Below are 12,872 nucleotides of genomic sequence, written 5' to 3' on the forward strand. Positions count from 1 at the left end.
TCCTTTCTGAGTGTCTCGTCACCGCGTCCGGTGTGCGGTTGCGCGAGACCTCCTCCCCCCCACCGCTGAACCTGTTCGCGACGCCGGGGAGTAGAGCAGCCGTAGAACTCGACGCGAAAGTGGGAGAGCACGCTCTTGACGCGTCGTTGCTCGACACCTCGCCCAGATCGAATGACATGTCTGCGTCGCTATGAGCTTCGTGGTTCGGGTGGGATTTGCTTGGCGGGATCGTCGATCCAGACCTGGCATCCGTAGGCCCGCGGCACGGCCGCCCGCAAGGTCCCGCCAGCACCCCTGCGGCGCGCGGCAGCCCGCGCCGGTAGGCCGCGTGCCCCTGCGAGGTCCTACAGCGCTTCACGGGGTGGGGAGGCTGCTTACGGCGTGAACTCACGCGCTGAATCGCCGAGTGAACGATGACCACGACGGGCCGGGCTGCCGCCGCCCATGCCGTGACCCGTGCTGATCACGGTGATCGAAGGGCACTCCCACCCCGTCACGCCCGCACCTGCGACATACCCGCCTCCGCCTGCTGCAAGCGCCTTCCTCCAACACCTCACGCCGCCTGCCCCACACCCACCTACAACCTCGCAGCCCGGATGAGCCCCGGGGCGCCACCGGCGCGACTTCCCGGCAGGCCGGGAACCGACAGCGGCACCGGGGCGTTGCGGGCATCGAAGGAAGAGGGGAAGACATGACCAGCCGAAACGCCCACTGGCACTCGGGCGCTGCCTGCCGGACGACCGACACGGAAGAGCTGTTCGCCGAGGCCTCGGAGCAGAAGCGCGCCAAGGCGCTCTGCGCAGGGTGCCCGGTACGCATCGAGTGTCTGGCCGAAGCCCTCGACAACCGGATCGAGTTCGGCGTGTGGGGCGGCATGACGGAACGCGAGCGCAGAGCGCTGCTACGCCGCCGCCCCGGCGTCGACTCCTGGCGGGACGTGCTGGAGGAGGCCCGCTACGAGCACGAGCAGCCGCGGGCGCGCTGATCCCACCGGTCAAGTGCCTCCTACGCGTCGTTGAGTTGCCGATGACCGCCGCCGGTGCGCCGGTCGGCTCAGAAGCGCGCTTCTCCCCGGGCCAGCGGGCGCGCAGGGCCTTGAGGAGGTGGAGGAACTCGCGCCAGCGCTCGCGCGGGCGGATGCGGTAGTACACCTCGCCGGTGGTCAGATCGAGGGGGCGAGCATATGCCTCACACCGTTATGGCGGTTGTAAGTGGCCCGGAGCCTGCGCGGATGCCTCACCGGCCCCCATGCCTTGTCCTTGCGCGGCATCAGGTTCAGTGGCCCGAACTCGTCGACGCATATCACCCGCCTGTCCGTCGGCGGGTGTCGTACAGCGCCAGGACGCGGTGCATCTTGGCGATGAATTCCGGTTCGGTGGACGCCTTCCACGTCGTGGTGGTCTTCCAGGAGGTCTTGCCGGCGCGCATGATCCGGCGCAGGGTCTCCCGGCCGATGGCCGGGGTCACCTTCTGCTGGATCAGGTGCTCGGCGAGCTTGCTCAGGCTCCAGGTGGAGAACGCGGTGATCTTCCAGTCGGCGGGGGACGTCCGGGCGATCAGGCAGATGTGCTCGCGCACCTCGTCATTGATCGTCTTGGGGCGTCCCCCGCTCCACTTGGGTCCAGGCCGTCGAACCCCCCGCTCATTGAGAGCGTGGATGACCTCGCGGACGAAGTCCTCACCGCCTGTCTCAGTGAGGTGATGTCCTTGACCGTCTGGCCCTGGGTGGACATCAGCACCACGATCGCCCGGCGCAGCCGGACCGGGTCCTTCGCGGTCCGGCTGCGCCGCTGCAGCTTCCGGCCCTCGTCCATCGTGACCCGCCGGACGAACACCGGTCGACGTCCGACGACGACCTCCAAGATCATGTCTTGGACACAGTCTGCTGGCCGACGAGCAGGTCGATTACCCGGCCAAGGATCTAGTTCCTACCGGCGGACTGGTCGGCGTAGACGCCGTGCAGCATGCCGGTGGCCTGCCCGACTTCGATGAGATAGCCGTCCGGGTCGCGCAGGTAGCACCGCAGCTCGGCCTTGCGATCGATGGGTGGCGTGAGGAATTCGGCGCCCTTCGCACTCCACTCTCGGTGACATGCCTCGATGTCGGCGACGCGGAGGTTGAGGAAGCTGCTGACCGTGCTCGGGTCGGTGGGCGGGCGCAGGGTGACGTCTGGCTTGTCCGGGGTGGGGCCGCCGCCCGGGTTCATGATGATCCATCCGTTGGCGAGTTTGATGGTGCAGGGGTTCTCCTCGAGCACCACCTCACCGCCGAGAATGTCGGTGTAGAAGGCACGAGATCGGGCTACGTCGGCCACCGTCAGAAAGTGAGTGAGGAGGAGCCCGGAATCCGGGGCAGGAAAACCGTCACGGTGCATGCAAGACCTCCAGGCAAATCGGATGTTTCCTTCCATAGTGGTGGATGGATGTCCGTGGGCACGAACGAACACGGCCGGGAGGGGAGTCGGCCGTGCCGGCCGCCGGGCCCTCCGCTGACCAGTGCCTGTGCCGGCGGCCCGGGCGGGGCCGCCGGCACAGGCACTGGTCAGCACACGTCGATCTAGTCGCCGCCGGACAAGGCCGTGCCGGTGGTGGACGTGCCGCCGAATCCCCAACGCCAGGTGCCGTCCACGGACGCCATAACGGTGGTCTTGAGGGCACCGGTGGTGCTCACCTTCACCGTCTTGACGGTGCTGTAGGCCGTACTGCCTGCCTTGCGAACTGGAGCTTGACGTACTGACTGCCGTGGCCCGGGTACGTGTGCTTCACCCAGTCCGCGCGGGTGAGGCTGCCTGTCATCGTGATCGCCTTGCCCTTTCGTCACCGGCTCCGACGCGGCGTTGCCCCTCACCGGCTCTGCCCGCAGCCCACACCGGACATCAGTTCTTGCATGGGATCGCTAAGCTCATCAGAGACGCTGAATCTCGCACGTGATGGACAGGAGGCCGAGGTGGCCGAGGCGATGGTGGCCGAGGTGATGGCCGAGCTGGCCGAGCTCGAGGACCCGAAGGCACGCGAGGTGAACGAGAGACACGGTGACGATCACGGTGTGAACCTCAGCAAGTTGCGCGCGCTCGCGAAGCGGCTGAAGACGCAGCAGGAACTCGCGTGCCGGCTATGGGAGACGGGTGACACCGCGGCGAGACTGCTGGCGATCCTGATCTGCCGCCCGAAAGCGTTCGAGGGTGACGAGTTGGACGTCATGTTGCGCGAGGCGCGCACACCCAAGGTGCACGACTGGCTCGTGAACTACGTGGTGAAGAAGAACCCGCACTCCGAAGAGCTGCGCCTTGCCTGGTCCGCCGATCCGGATCCAGTGGTCGCGAGCGCCGGCTGGGCGCTGACCACCGAACGTGTGGCGAAGAAGCCCGAAGGCCTCGACCTCGCAGTGCTGCTCGACGTCATCGAGAAGGAGATGAAGGACGCCCCGGATCGTCTGCAGTGGGCGATGAACCACTGCCTGGCTCAGATCGGGATCGAGCACGCCGAGTACCGCACTCGTGCCATCGACATCGGTGAGCGCCTGGAGGTGCTCAAGGACTACCCCACTTCCCCGGGCTGCACGTCTCCGTTCGCGCCCATCTGGATCACCGAGATGGTGCGCCGACAGCACGACAAGTAGGACGGTTCGCGCTCACGCTCGTGCCGCTACTCCCTCAGAACGCGGCACCCGATACGAGCCGGCCGTGAGGGGCCTCACGTCGCACACGGCTGGAGAACAGACCGGGCCTGCCCGAGTCGATCGAAGCGACCTGGCCGCTCGCCGCGGTGCAGACATGTGCCCAAGCGCCGAGACGGTCGGTCCGTAGGTCGAGGATTCTTGAGGAGAGTCACTCGGGTGACCTCTCGGTGGGACTGAGCCGAGCTCCACCCGCAGGGCGCCGGGAAGGGTCCCGATGCCGTTCGGCGCAAAACGACCGACCGACGCCCTCGACCAGCAGCTCATCCCCTTCCAGCTCGCCGCTGGCGCCCCGCAGTCGCCCTCCACCTACCGCGACCTCGCTGCCCGCTGGGCCTGCGCCCGCCGACGGCGGGCCGACTCGGAACGCGGCGCACCTCGACTTGATAGGCAAGTGAGCATTTGCCTATCCTGTGGTCGTGGCCGACGACCTTTTCAAAGCCTTGGCCGACCCCACCCGCCGCACCATCCTCGACGAGCTCGCGGAGAAGTCCGGACAGACACTGTTCGAGATCTGCTCGCGACTGAGCATGAAGCATCAGCTCGGCATCTCGCGCCAGGCGGTCTCCCAGCACCTCGCCGTGCTGGAGGCCGCCGGGCTCGTCGAGACCAGGCGGGAGGGCCGCTACAAGTTCCACGACCTGAACACAGCCCCGCTGCGGCAGATCGCCGAGCGATGGCTCGCGCCCGGCACATCCGGACCGGAGGAGAGCACCCCATGAAGATCCATCTGACCAGCGTCTTCGTCGACGACCAGGCCAAGGCCCTGCAGTTCTACACCGAGATCCTCGGCTTCGTGAAGAAGCACGACGTCCCGGTGGGCGAGAAGGACCGGTGGCTGACCGTCGTCTCGCCCGACGAACCCGGCGGCACCGAACTCCTCCTGGAGCCCGCCGGCCACCCGGCCGTCACGACCTACCGCGACTCACTCGTCAAGGACGGCATCCCGCTCGCCCAGTTCGCCGTCGACGACGTGAAGGCGGAGTACGACCGCCTGCGCGGCCTCGGCGTCCGCTTCACCCAGGAGCCCCTGGAGATGGGCGCCGTCACCACCGCCGTCTTCGACGACACCTGCGGCAACCTGATCCAGATCGCGACACAGCCGCAGTAGGCGGTCGGCCACGTGCGGGGCTCGGCCGCCGCGGCAACGGGACTCTCGCCTTGGAGTCCCTCGGCAGCGTGGGCACGACTCCGGAGTTCCTCGAAACCCTCTCGGCCGGTACGCGCGCGGATGTGCACTCGTCCAACGGCGGCATGCCCGCCACCTCTTCCAGTGGTTCGAGGACAGCGAGCTGTGCACCGCCTTCGAGTGGCGCCGGCCACCGGACCGGCTCCACCCCGACGTCCTGCGATGTCGGCTTCCACCTCACGGTGACGGCCACCTCGGTTTCGACGTCAAGCCGGCGGTCGTCGCCCCCGCGGAGCGCCCGACGAAGGAGAATTCAGGTGAATGCGCCAGGCCGCTACGGCAGGGCGTGCAAGGGGGCGTGGTTGGCCTTGAAAAGACGCTCGCCGGCCCGGCGGAGAGTGAGGTTGCGCAGCGGCGTGGGCAGGTTGCGGGCCTTGTCCCGGCGGTGGTTCTGCGCCACCACCCAGGCGACCCGCCCGGCGCGCCGGGCCTGGAAGGCGGCGAGGGCGTCGGTGACATCGGGCTCGGTTCCAAGCGTGTCAGCGAGTACCAGGGCATCTTCGAGAGCCATCGCGCCGCCCTGGGCCATGCTCGGGGAGAAGGCGTGGGCGGCATCGCCGACCAGGACGGCGCGCGCACGCGTCCAGACCGTGTTCTCGCTCTCGTGCAGCGCGGCGAAGTGCGCGTCCGCGCCCTGCTCCAGCAATTGCGGGACCGGACCGCCGAAGTCGGCGAAGAGCGTGCGCCAGTCGCCGGCCGGGGTGGCGGGGACGGGACTGTTGATGTCGGCATAGCAATAGACGCGGCCGGCACCGAGCTGCACGGTCAGGAACGTCCGGCCCCTGGCACCCAGCCGCGCGGTCCAGTCGGTGATGCCCGGTATCGCGGTGTCGTCGGCGATGAACCGCCAGCACAGCTGGCCCAGGAAGCGCGGCTCCGGGCCGCCGAAGAGGGAGCGCCGCACAGCCGAGTTGATGCCGTCCGCACCCACCACCAGGTCGTACGCGCCGGTGGTGCCGTCCCCGAAGGTCACAGTCCCGTCGTCGGTCACCGACCTCACCTCAGTGTCGTAACGGACGACGGTGCCGGCTACGGCCGTACGCAGCACCTCGTGCAGATCGCCCCGGGTGACGGCCAGGCAGGGGCCGACCTCACCCCAGATATGGCCCACTCCGAACTCGGTGAGCGGGCGACCGCGGTGGTCCTGGAGCCGCTGCCGCGTCACGGGCTCCGCACGCTTGGCCAATTCGTCCCCCACGCCGATGCCCTGGAGTGCACGGACGGCGTTCGCCGGGAGGTAGAGACCGGCGCCGGGAGCCTGTCCGTCGTCGGCGCGGCGCTCGACGACGTCCACCGGGAATCCACGGTCCGCCAGAGCTTTGGCCAGCGCCAGACCGGAGATTCCGGCCCCGACGATCAGAGTACGAACTTTGTTCACAGGGAGTTCCTTACCAGTAACGGACCGCGACAACACCGACGGACCAGCCTGAGCTGCACAGATGCACGGCGCTGGACACCCGCTCCCCGCGCCGACTCCCATTTTGCGTCACGCGCCGGACGGCCCGATCACCCCGTCCGACCAGGCTCGCCGAATCGGCTCGCCAGGCTCACCGGCGTGGTGCGCCGACCCCGTGCCAGAGGTCGGTGGGTGTACCGCCCGGGACAACGAGCAGCCCCAGCCGCCGGTGGCTGTGTCACTTCCACGGGGGATCGTTTCGGGGTGACTCGGGGAGTCGGTTCGAGGCAGGCAAGATCGATGTCAGTGACTTTTGGGTTCTGGCGCAGGTCTTGGGGAGCGGTCGCGGAGCGTCACCTCGGTGTTCGATTGCGAGAGTTCGGGCTCGCTGTCCCGTCTCATCGGAAGTGAGCTGTTGATGACGCTGTGACCAGGGCAATGCAGGTTCGCTGAGATGAGTCAGGCTCAGGGCATGTCGGTGGTAGTGCTCCATTTCGCGCGGCATCCCGTCGCCCTTCACTGGTCCTGCGCCGTATGACCGTTCCTCTCGGACCGGGGAGGCCACTCACCGCGCAGCGGCGTCAATGAGGATTGCCCGAAGTCGTGCTCGGCACTCGGCAACGAACGCGGGGAAGGTGTGCCAGTAATAGGAGATGCCGCTGACGCCCACCGCGATTGCCCAGGCGCGGGCGCGGGCCCAGGTCAGATCGTCGAGGTTCAAGGTGTCCCAGTAGGCCTGTCGTGCTTGTGGCGGCAGGTCCCAGAGTGTGGAGTGCTCGGCGTCAGGAAAGCCGACCGAGAGTCCTCCGAAGTCGATGACTGCGTGGAGCTTGCCTTCGCGGACCAAGAGGTTCGTCGGCTTGAGGTCGCCGTGGAGCCATACGTGGGGTCCGGAGGGCTCGGGCAGTGCGAGCGCGGCTCGCCACAACTGCTCTAGAGAGTCAACGTCGAGCTCAGAACCCACAGTGGTTCGGCAATCGTTGAGACACCTGGCGATCCACTGGTCGCATGGCGCCAAGCTGCCTCCGCGATACCAGCTGAGGCCATCTGCGCGAGTCGCTCCCATGAGGTCAATGCCGTGGAGTTCCCGCACGACCGCCGCCAAGTCGGCTCCGAAGGCGGCCCAGTCCTGGACGGTGGCAGGGCCGGCCTCGTCACCGTCAATCCAGCGGTAGACCGACCAGACTAGAGGGAAGACGTTGGTGGGCGTCCCGGCGTGGACGGGCTCGGGAATCGGAGATGTAAGCAAGGGCGCCAGGCGAGGAAGCCATTCCTGCTCCTTTCGCACGGACTGTCCCTTGTCGGCGGTTCGTGGAAGTCGCACGAGCAGGTCATCGCCCAGCCGGTACATGGTGTTGTCCGTGCCCGCGCCTGCGGGCGACAACGGCACGTCAGCCCACTCTGGGCGCTGTGCCTTCAGCAGTGACCGGACTAGCGTCTCGTCGACTGGAATCTCATCCTCGTGAAGCGTCACGTCGGAAGTCTCACCACAAGAGGGAACGGGAAGCCAGTGACTTTCCGAATGAGGCAGGTTCGCTGAGACAAGGACGCGCCGACCGGGAGACCGAGCAGACCACCGGGCGAATCAGTTGGACAGCGGCTCAGGGGGCATGCAGCTTGAGCGACATGAAAGCAGGTGGCAGGCGAGGGCGCACGCGCATGAGACCGCACGCCCCGGCACCACGCAGAGTAAATGTGACGCTCCATCAGGTCTTTGGCTGTTCCACGCCGCTCTTGGCTGTGATCGGTGACCGTGCTGTTATGAAGGTCGACGCATCGTTTTGGGATTCCCTCGTGTTCGCCGGGACAGACGACGTGGACGTCGAGGGGGTGTCCGTTGTCTTCGGCACCGTCGATGTGGTGGCGAGAGGGCGGGCGGCCGAGGTGGCATGTCCGGACTGCCGTCGATTCTCGGACCGGGTGCACGACTGCTATCAGCGCAGGTTGAAGGATCTCCCGCTCGGTGGGCAGAGCGTCGTGATCCTGTTACAACTCCATGACGGGCAAGAACTGGGTCGTGACGAAGCGCAACACCGTCGGCAGCCCCACGTACATGGTCGCTTACCTCAACGTCGTCGGCCGCCCGGAGTCCGAGGCGGCGGTCGACGAGGGTGAGTACCGGTCGTACGCGGGGCCTGTGTACAAGTACGCGCCGGGTGTCTGCGTCGAGTGGGGCAGGGTCATCGGCAACTGGCAGACCTTCAACGCGGGTTCGAACTGCGGCCGGATGGCGGCCCAGACGACCTACGCTGGCAAGGACGTCAAGTTCCGCGACATGCACCAGCGCTGAGACGGAACGACCGGCCGGTGCACAACGGGAGACCCCGCGCCTGCGACAAGGGCTCCCCATTCGCTGTCGTGGTAAGCCGGCGGGCGGCCAGACCCTTCACCGGCTCCGTGGAGGGATCCGGATTGCAGTGAGCCGAGACCCTGAGAGGTGCGGCGGTCTGCTCGCCCATGGCGAGCACGGGGTATCCCTGATCGCCTCGCTATTCGGCCACGGCTGAACGCCTCGCGGCCCGGAAGCGGTGGACGGCCCAGCCCGCACCGAGCACGGAGGCCGTCCAGACGATGCCCTCGGCAAGAATGATTGCCGGGGTCAAGGTGAGATGCGGGCGAGGCGGTAGCACGGCCATCTGCACGGCAGCCCCCACCGGCACTGTCAACGCGGCGAGCAGGCCGATCAGCCCCGGCCGCCTGATGGCTGCACCGACCGCACCCAGGACCAACCCGAACGGCAGCCCCACCACCAGCCACGCGACCATATCCGTGCCCGCCCCCCAGACGAAGGCGTCCGTCACGTAGTACGCCACCGTGGCCGCGACCAGCGCCAGGGCCCCGACCAACGCGCCTCGGGCACGTGTCCCGGCCAGCCAGCCCATCACCACCGCCAGCGCGGCCCATGCCCAGCCGGCGTCCATCAGCAGGCTGAGCACCTTGGCGCCCTTGGCCCAGACGGTGCCCGTGAGCGGCATTCCGAGGTCGCCGTACGGCGACGAAAGCGCGTTGACGAGCGAGGTGGCCGCCCCGAATCCCAACCCGGCCGCGAGGCCCCCCACCATGATCTTCATACCGGGAGAATATCCAGCATGTTCGGCAGTCTGTCGACGGCGAGTGCCTTGTGACGAACCGTGGACGCTTACGGCATCGCGCAGCCGGGTAAGGCCAGGTCCACTCACCGAAGCGCGGGGCTGAAAGGTGGAGCACTTGCCCGTGCTGTTTGATGGCCACCCGCCGGGGTGTGCCGTCGGTTCTGGGGGTTCCGGCTCAACTTCCGCGACGCGCAGCCGCCGTCGTCCCCGCACTGCCGACGACGCCCACACGAGCACGGCCACCACCGCTGCCCGCCCGCGGCAAGCCACAGGCCCTCCTCCAGGCACGTCGAGCACGCCATGGACGGCCTGCCGCCGAACCCGCCCGGCCACTCCGTGACGCGCACCACTGCGGCCCGTCCAGGTGCCGCGGTGGGCCACGAAGCTGCCGTCGTGCGACGGCACCCGGATGGGCGGCGTGCGCCGGCCTGTTCGCAGTGGTCCGAGTACAAGGCCGCCTCGGTCTGCGACTGACCGAGGTTGCCCTGTGTGCAGTGTGCCCATCCCGCTACCTTGAACATGCCCTGGTCCGAGCCCCATACGGCGCAGGCCGTGCCGGCGCGGCGGCTGGCGGCACCGACCCGCCGGGCCGCAGGCATTGGACTCGTTCGTCGTCGACCTGATCGGTCAGAGGTAGCTGAACAAAGGGGGAAACACCAGGGCCACGATCCAGGCCCACGCGGCGTATACCGGGAGATAGCCGGTCTGCCAGCGCTCGAGCGCCGAGAACGGTGTGCGCCGGCGGACGAAGCCCAGCACCAGCCATGCCGACCAGGCGAGATTGACCAGCAGGATGACGTTCTCTCCGAGCGCCGCCGCCTTGTTGGGTGTGGTGCCGTACTCGGAGATACGCCCGGTGATCTCCAGCAGCACCATGGCGTCGACGATGAGCGCGCTGACGACGAGGGCGAGCTGAAGCTTGTCGAACAGGCCGGGCGGGGCCAGCGGATCGCGGGCCGAGATCGAGTAGAGCAGCAACCCCAGCACCACGACCAGCAGGAGGTCGAACAGGATCAGCGCTTCCCGCTCCACGTCGATGCCGGCGCTGGTCCAGCCGAGTGCGATCAGGAAGGCCAGCAGCACCGCGGTGAACAGCGGGGTGAACAGTCGCGCGAGTACGGGGGCGATGTTCTCGACCACATTCTGCTTGGCCTCGACGAGCCACCCGGCCACCACGACCGCGGCCACGCCGCCGCACGGAAGCAGCCACTGCAGGATGAAGTCCTCCGGGACGATCCCGATGGCCTCGAAGGTCCCGAAGACGAACGAGATCAGCACGCCGCCACCGGAGGAGATGAGAGCGAGGTAGACGAACCACTCGCCGGTGAAGCGGATGAAGTCCATTCGTCGGCGTGAGGAGCGTACTTTGTCGGCCACATAGGCCAGGCCGACCACGAACCACAGGGCGATGGGGAGATGGATGCCGGTCAGGACCGCCGACTGGGAGTCGTCCGCGAGCGAATAGACATTGGCCGCCACGGCGCCGAGCGCGAACAACGCCAGCATGATCCCGATCAGTGCCGGTCCGGCCTGTCGGCGCCAGGCCAGGAAGGCCGCCAGCCAGGGCAGTGCGAACAGGCTGAGGTTGCGCGCATAGAACGGGGCATCCTCTTCGATGTTCATTCCGAACAGTGCCGGAACCTTGATGGACGCTGCCGCGCCCGCAGCACAGATGACCACCGCGAGCAGGTCACGCCGCGACCGGGTGTCCGCCGCCGGGCTGTCGATCTCGCTGGTGAGTACCAGTTGCTTCCACAGCCGCTCCGAATGCTCCCGGGCGAACTCGCGGGACAAGTCGTCCAGGCCGCCCATACGTTTGACCGCGACGAGGAACGCCTCGTCGGCGCGCAGGCCGACGCCGATGAGCTCATCGACGGAACCCCGGAGATGGTCTTCGAGCTCTTCGGCGTCGGCCTGCGCCAGCTCTGGGCGGTGCTGCACGTAGTGACGCCACTGCGCGAACTGGGCCTCCAGTTCGTCCTGACCGTCTGGTGCTGTCATGTCCGGCCCTCCAGCGGGATCGCTCTCAACGCTGTCAATGTCTTCAGATCGCCGGGGCCGAGCCAGACCTTCTTGAGCGCGTCCACGACCGTGTCCCACTGGCGGCGCTGCTCGGCAAGCTCAGCGAGGCCGCTGTCGGTGATGCGGTAGTACTTGCGCCGCCGCTCCCCGGTGACGGACTGCCAGCTCGACTCCACATGTCCGAGGCGCTCGAGCCGGTGCAGCAACGGGTAGAGCAGTCCCTCGGTCCAGTCCAGCTCTCCGCCGGACAGCTCGTTGATCCGTTTGAGGATGGCGTAGCCGTAGCTTTCCCCCTCGGCCAGGATGCCCAGCACCATCGGTGTAGCCGAGGCGGCCACGAGATCCTTGGTGACCTTCACGAGACCTCCCTGAGTCCCATACCTAGGACTGTGATGCATAGTAGCTTTAGGTAATGCCGGTCACAAGGAACCGGTCCCCTCCAGGGCGGTCCCGTCTTCAGATGTGGAGAGGCGCCCGCCGCGCCGGAGGCTGACCCATCGTCCCGATCTTCGTCAGCGCAGCCGTTGGCCGCGGCTTTCCACCACGGGGAATCCGGCGTCCGGCGCATCGGCCAACCGCGCGGCCAGATAGCGCAGTTCACTGGTGGACAGCTCGGGGAGCAGACGGCGGGCGTGGGCCAGGATGTCCGCCCCCATGCCGAGGTTGATGACCTCCGAGGGGTCGGCCGGGCGGGCCACGGCGCCGCCGTGGTCCTTCGCGCGGCTCCGTAACGCCCGCGCGGCCGGCAGACAAAAAATCCGGTTGCCGGTCGCATCTCAACTGGCCAACTGAGGCGCTCCGACACACACCCTTGCCGCTGCGCCGAGCAACCACAGGCCGAACTCGATGTCCTCCGGGTCGGCGTACTCCACCAGAAGGCCGTGGGCCCGGCGGCCCCCGATCCTTGAAGTAGAGCTCCTGTGGGCCCCTCGGCCGCGACTCGCTGCAACTGCCGGTCGACCGGCCGCGGGACTGTGCTGCGGCTGACGGGCACCCCCAAGACGCCGGCCGGCCAGGCGCCGACTCGTCCCAACGAGGCAGCCATGGTGGCAGGCCACCCGTCTGCGACCGCGAGACCTACGAACAGCACAACACCGTCGAGCGGTGTATCAACCGCTTGAGGCGGTCGCGCGGCATCGCCATGCGCTGCGAGAAGACCGCGACCGTCCAGCTGGCCGGACCGCACGTCGCGGTCGTCTTCCTCTGGTCCGCCCGGTGTTCCCAACGAGACGGCCTTAGGTCCCGTCCCGCTGCCGGCGCCGGATCAGGTCATAGACCCGCCCACGGCCCCGTACCTCTCGGGTACGTCCCGCCAGGGAGCACCGGTCCGGGTTCGCCGCCGTATGCCGTCCATCAGCTGCCGCCGCGTCGACACGTGCGGACGGCCCGGCTCGATGCACTCCGGCAGCAGCCGCTCAAGCCGGGCCCACTGGGCCATTCGCCAGATCCCCACGTCCCACAGAACGTGATCATCGACGAAGAAGATCCACATTCACAG

Annotated in this window: 13 protein-coding genes and 2 pseudogenes; 6 read left to right on the forward strand and 9 right to left on the reverse strand. The window is 67.9% G+C overall.

What is annotated here, in order from left to right; genetic code table 11:
• Positions 1-691: 691 nt before the first annotated feature.
• Positions 692-985 (forward strand): WhiB family transcriptional regulator, encoded by a 294-nt coding sequence (locus ABT078_RS38500; protein WP_351236378.1) that lies wholly within the window; start codon positions 692-694, stop codon positions 983-985.
• Positions 986-1,302: 317 nt separating this feature from the next.
• Here the strand turns inward: ABT078_RS38500 and ABT078_RS38505 are convergent, their stop codons facing one another.
• Together ABT078_RS38505 and ABT078_RS38510 are read right to left on the reverse strand one after the other, a co-directional pair.
• Positions 1,303-1,881: a helix-turn-helix domain-containing protein gene (locus ABT078_RS38505; RefSeq protein WP_351236442.1), complete on the reverse strand. Its 579-nt coding sequence runs from the start codon at positions 1,879-1,881 to the stop codon at positions 1,303-1,305.
• Positions 1,882-1,921: 40 nt separating this feature from the next.
• Positions 1,922-2,374 carry a VOC family protein gene (locus ABT078_RS38510; RefSeq protein ID WP_351236380.1) on the reverse strand — a complete coding sequence of 151 codons (453 nt, stop codon included), beginning with the start codon at positions 2,372-2,374 and terminating at the stop codon, positions 1,922-1,924.
• A 584-nt stretch (positions 2,375-2,958) separates the two neighbouring features.
• On the opposite strand from ABT078_RS38510, the gene ABT078_RS38515 reads away from it, so the two are divergent.
• The 3 genes from ABT078_RS38515 to ABT078_RS38525 all read left to right on the forward strand — a co-directional run bounded on the left by ABT078_RS38515 (position 2,959) and on the right by ABT078_RS38525 (position 4,786).
• Positions 2,959-3,618 carry a DNA alkylation repair protein gene (locus ABT078_RS38515; RefSeq protein ID WP_351236444.1) on the forward strand — a complete coding sequence of 220 codons (660 nt, stop codon included), beginning with the start codon at positions 2,959-2,961 and terminating at the stop codon, positions 3,616-3,618.
• A 476-nt stretch (positions 3,619-4,094) separates the two neighbouring features.
• Positions 4,095-4,397: an ArsR/SmtB family transcription factor gene (locus tag ABT078_RS38520; RefSeq protein WP_351236382.1), complete on the forward strand. Its 303-nt coding sequence runs from the start codon at positions 4,095-4,097 to the stop codon at positions 4,395-4,397.
• On the forward strand, positions 4,394-4,786 hold the full coding sequence (locus tag ABT078_RS38525; RefSeq protein WP_351236384.1) for a VOC family protein: 393 nt from the start codon (positions 4,394-4,396) through the stop codon (positions 4,784-4,786). Before ABT078_RS38520 ends, ABT078_RS38525 begins: the two co-directional genes overlap by 4 nt.
• A gap of 352 nt (positions 4,787-5,138) precedes the next feature.
• Here ABT078_RS38525 and ABT078_RS38530 read toward each other — a convergent pair whose 3' ends face one another.
• Together ABT078_RS38530 and ABT078_RS38535 are read right to left on the reverse strand one after the other, a co-directional pair.
• Positions 5,139-6,242 carry an FAD-dependent monooxygenase gene (locus ABT078_RS38530; protein ID WP_351236387.1) on the reverse strand — a complete coding sequence of 368 codons (1,104 nt, stop codon included), beginning with the start codon at positions 6,240-6,242 and terminating at the stop codon, positions 5,139-5,141.
• Positions 6,243-6,825: 583 nt separating this feature from the next.
• Positions 6,826-7,734, reverse strand: a complete 909-nt coding sequence (locus ABT078_RS38535; protein WP_351236389.1) for an aminoglycoside phosphotransferase family protein — start codon at positions 7,732-7,734, stop codon at positions 6,826-6,828.
• Positions 7,735-8,021: 287 nt separating this feature from the next.
• Here ABT078_RS38535 and ABT078_RS38540 point away from each other — a divergent pair.
• Both ABT078_RS38540 and ABT078_RS38545 read left to right on the forward strand, forming a co-directional pair.
• A pseudogene (locus ABT078_RS38540) lies at positions 8,022-8,201 on the forward strand (ISL3 family transposase); the annotation flags it as partial.
• Positions 8,202-8,204: 3 nt separating this feature from the next.
• Positions 8,205-8,550 (forward strand): annotated as a pseudogene (locus ABT078_RS38545) (hypothetical protein); the annotation flags it as partial.
• A 199-nt stretch (positions 8,551-8,749) separates the two neighbouring features.
• Here the strand turns inward: ABT078_RS38545 and ABT078_RS38550 are convergent.
• From ABT078_RS38550 to ABT078_RS38575, 5 genes are all read right to left on the reverse strand, one after another.
• A complete protein-coding gene (locus tag ABT078_RS38550) occupies positions 8,750-9,331 on the reverse strand; it encodes a hypothetical protein (RefSeq protein ID WP_351236391.1) in 582 nt (193 codons plus the stop codon).
• A 648-nt stretch (positions 9,332-9,979) separates the two neighbouring features.
• A complete protein-coding gene (locus tag ABT078_RS38555) occupies positions 9,980-11,353 on the reverse strand; it encodes a permease prefix domain 1-containing protein (protein ID WP_351236393.1) in 1,374 nt (457 codons plus the stop codon).
• Entirely contained in the window at positions 11,350-11,733 is a 384-nt protein-coding gene (locus ABT078_RS38560; RefSeq protein WP_351236395.1) for a PadR family transcriptional regulator, read from the reverse strand. Before ABT078_RS38560 ends, ABT078_RS38555 begins: the two co-directional genes overlap by 4 nt.
• Positions 11,734-11,886: 153 nt before the next feature.
• Complete coding sequence (locus tag ABT078_RS38565; protein ID WP_351236397.1) at positions 11,887-12,030, reverse strand: hypothetical protein; 144 nt, start codon at positions 12,028-12,030, stop codon at positions 11,887-11,889.
• A gap of 608 nt (positions 12,031-12,638) precedes the next feature.
• Complete coding sequence (locus ABT078_RS38575) at positions 12,639-12,866, reverse strand: transposase (protein ID WP_351236399.1); 228 nt, start codon at positions 12,864-12,866, stop codon at positions 12,639-12,641.
• Positions 12,867-12,872 lie beyond the last annotated feature (6 nt).

It is taken from the genome of Streptomyces sp. NPDC002133 (assembly GCF_040296405.1).
GTDB lineage: Bacteria > Actinomycetota > Actinomycetes > Streptomycetales > Streptomycetaceae > Streptomyces.

Coding starts and splice junctions, on each gene's coding strand:
- ABT078_RS38500 (WP_351236378.1), top strand. CDS start 692: ATGACCAGCCGAAACGCCCACTGGCACTCGGGCGCTGCCTGCCGGACG.
- ABT078_RS38510 (WP_351236380.1), bottom strand. CDS start 2,374: ATGCACCGTGACGGTTTTCCTGCCCCGGATTCCGGGCTCCTCCTCACT.
- ABT078_RS38515 (WP_351236444.1), top strand. CDS start 2,959: ATGGTGGCCGAGGTGATGGCCGAGCTGGCCGAGCTCGAGGACCCGAAG.
- ABT078_RS38525 (WP_351236384.1), top strand. CDS start 4,394: ATGAAGATCCATCTGACCAGCGTCTTCGTCGACGACCAGGCCAAGGCC.
- ABT078_RS38550 (WP_351236391.1), bottom strand. CDS start 9,331: ATGAAGATCATGGTGGGGGGCCTCGCGGCCGGGTTGGGATTCGGGGCG.
- ABT078_RS38555 (WP_351236393.1), bottom strand. CDS start 11,353: ATGACAGCACCAGACGGTCAGGACGAACTGGAGGCCCAGTTCGCGCAG.
- ABT078_RS38565 (WP_351236397.1), bottom strand. CDS start 12,030: ATGGGGGCGGACATCCTGGCCCACGCCCGCCGTCTGCTCCCCGAGCTG.
- ABT078_RS38575 (WP_351236399.1), bottom strand. CDS start 12,866: ATGTGGATCTTCTTCGTCGATGATCACGTTCTGTGGGACGTGGGGATC.